This window comes from Caldisphaera sp. (assembly GCF_023256325.1).
In the GTDB taxonomy this organism is placed as follows: Archaea; Thermoproteota; Thermoprotei_A; order Sulfolobales; family Acidilobaceae; genus Caldisphaera.
Map to the genome: position 1 here is coordinate 1 of NZ_JAGDXI010000039.1, position 2,991 is coordinate 2,991.

3 protein-coding genes are annotated in these 2,991 nt (G+C 30.9%); 1 reads left to right on the forward strand and 2 read right to left on the reverse strand.

Annotated features, from left to right (window positions below; translation table 11 throughout):
* Positions 1-179 precede the first annotated feature (179 nt).
* Positions 180-1,316 (reverse strand): CoA transferase, encoded by a 1,137-nt coding sequence (locus Q0C16_RS05420; RefSeq protein WP_292320230.1) that lies wholly within the window; start codon positions 1,314-1,316, stop codon positions 180-182.
* A 62-nt stretch (positions 1,317-1,378) separates the two neighbouring features.
* Positions 1,379-1,819: a MaoC/PaaZ C-terminal domain-containing protein gene (locus Q0C16_RS05425; RefSeq protein ID WP_292320231.1), complete on the reverse strand. Its 441-nt coding sequence runs from the start codon at positions 1,817-1,819 to the stop codon at positions 1,379-1,381.
* 106 nt (positions 1,820-1,925) lie between these two features.
* Between Q0C16_RS05425 and Q0C16_RS05430 the strand changes: the two genes are divergently transcribed.
* On the forward strand, positions 1,926-2,675 hold the full coding sequence (locus tag Q0C16_RS05430) for a CoA-transferase (protein ID WP_292320232.1): 750 nt from the start codon (positions 1,926-1,928) through the stop codon (positions 2,673-2,675).
* Positions 2,676-2,991: the final 316 nt, after the last annotated feature.

Consider the following 2,991-nt stretch of genomic DNA (forward strand, 5'->3'; position numbering starts at 1 on the left):
TAAACGAATGGAGCGGGGTGGGTAATTCCCACTAGCAATGAAGTGATGAAAATGATGATGGTAAACCACAAACCTATGATGTCCCTGAGGGAACCCTCGCCCTTCAGGGCAGGGAGGAGGTCAGATTTAAATACTATTTAAATTTAACATTGTTAATTCGTGCGGACGTTACATTAAAATCAAATTTTAATAAATTTTTGCCTTATTTCCTGCGTATTTTCTCCTAATAACGGAACTGATTTATCAGATACAGGCTCTTTTCCATTTATTGTTACAGGCTCTTTTAATTGCTTAATTTTTCCAAAATTTTGATTCAATTCAAACAAAATATGCTCAGCATAAGGATCGTTAAAAACATCATCAATATCGTATACAGGCGATGATGGTATTTTTGCATTATCAAATAAAGATAACCAATAATCTCTGCTATTTCTTCTAAAAATTTCCTGCAGAATGCTCACCAATTGCTCTCTATTTTTAACTCTATCCTCATTTGTTTTAAACCTTTGATCGTTAGCTAATGAGTTAAGACCTATTACATCACACAATTTTTCCCATTGCCTATCATTGCTTACCGCAACTATAAACCATCTACCATAAGAATCCATAAATGCCTGATAAGGCACAATCCCGGGATGTGCTGAACCTAGTCTTTTAGGTTTTTCTCCAGCTATTAAGTACATCAACGGTATATAAGACATTGAAAATAACGCACTATCATATAAATATACTTCCGTATAAAATGGTCTTATTTTAGAATATAGGCCTGATATAGCGTATAGTGCTGCAAAGAGGCCTGTTATGATATCAAACAATGCAAAAGAAACTCTTATAGGCGGATCACCTTCTACGCCTGTTGTGAGCATTAAGCCACTCATGGCCTGTATTATTAAATCATAAGCAGGCTTATCATTATATTGACTATTAGGCCTAAATCCCTTTATGCTTATGTAAATTAAATCTTTGTTGATTCTAAACAAAGTCTCTGGATCTACACCAAGTTTTTCTCTAACTCCTGGCCTATAATTTTCTACAACTATATTACTTTCTTTTACCAAATTATATAGTAAATTTTTGTCATCATTGTTCTTCAAATCTAAGATTACACTTTTCTTTCCTCTATTAAACGAAGCAAAATAAGAACTTAGCCCATTTACTATAGGAGCAAATTTTCTAGCTTCATCTCCTTCTGGCGGCTCTATTTTGATTACTTCAGCACCTAAATCAGCCATAATAAGCGTTGAAAAAGGACCAGAAACCGTATGAGATAAATCCAGAACCCTTATCCCTTTTAAAGGTAAATAATCTTCATTCATAATTTATCATCACCTAATAATAATATGGTTAAGGCATCTTTATATTTCTTTAATCTTTTTATTTATTGGTTTTTATATGATACTAAGAGTAATAAATCAAAAACTGCTACCAATTCATTTCTCTGATTAAAAACTTCATGTTTTAATGTTAATAATCCACCTTTTCTTTTTTGCTCTTTTTTAATAACAGTTATTTTTGCTCTTATAGTATCTCCTATTTTTACAGGTGCAATAAAACGTAAATTATCAATACCATAAAGTGCTATCAAGCTTGCCTCAAAAACATTAGTTCTTAATCTTAAACCAGACACAACTGAAATTATAAGAAGCCCATGTGCAATTCTTGTGCCATAAATAGTTTTCTTTGCATACTCTTCATCTATATGAATTCTATTAAAGTCTCCACTAATCCCTGCAAAGTTTACAATATCTGCCTCAGTTATAGTTCTACCAGACGTTTCAAATACTTCTCCTACAACAAAATCTTCAAAAAATTTTTCCATTTTTATCCCCATATATATTAAATACAAAACCAAAAATTTAAAATTAAAAACTTAACAGAAATATTTATTAATTTTTAAAAAATGTTATTTTAAATGGTGGAATTACATGTCCTCAAGACCTACAGACATCATGATAAAATGCATGGGGAACTTCATAGAAGATAATGATTATGTTTATCATGGATTAAATAGCATATTGCCCCAACTTTCAATGGTTTATGCATCCTTGTACTTAAAGAAGGACTTTGTCTGGCATAGCGTTTCAGAATCTTTTATGCCAGATCCTTCTCAAGTAAAAGCTAATTTTTCAACGGGAGATCCATACTCTGAACCAAATAATATAGGGTTTGTAAGTGCAATTGAAGGCGATGATTTAGTAGCAAAAGGAAAGAGAGACCTTATGTTTTTTGGCGCAGCCCAAATAGATGAGAATGCAAATATAAATTTAACAGTAATTGGAACATATGAAACCCCAAAAGTAAAGTTACCTGGAGGAGCTGTGCTAGCATATCTTTATCCTTTAGTTAAAAAGATGGTAATATATGCAAAGCATGAACCTAGAGTATTAGTCAAGAAAGTAGACTTTATAACTGGGTATGGTAAAGCAAGGCTAGAAAAAGGATTAAAGACAGTTTTATGCACTAATAAGGCTCTAATCGAATTTACTAAAGATGGTCCTATGTTAAAAGCAGTTTTTCCAGGTGTAAGCATAAGTGAAGTGATCTCACTAACTTCAGGTATGCATATTAATATAAATAATAAAATAGATGTTCTGAAACCACTTAATTCTGAAGAACTCAAAATATTAAATAATGCAGATCCAGGTGGATTAAGATATGAAAAAGGATATGAATAGATATAGATATTGGAATCTGTGCAGAATTTATATTTGCATTTATTCTTATTACCTACATTAACGCCTTAAAGAAAAAGATTTATTTATATTTATAAATAATTAAAGTTAAATTTTTATAAAAAGTCTAAATTTCTATACTTTTATAATCAATAAAATGCAACTGTTTGTTAAAATGTTTAAAGTCTATTAATCGATAAATTAATTAAAAATACTTAAATAGTTTGGTGTGTTAACAGTTAAATTAGAGAGGTGTATGTAGTATTGAATAAAACTAGGTATAGGTCTGTTTCTACAGGAGTCATAGTTGCAATAGTAG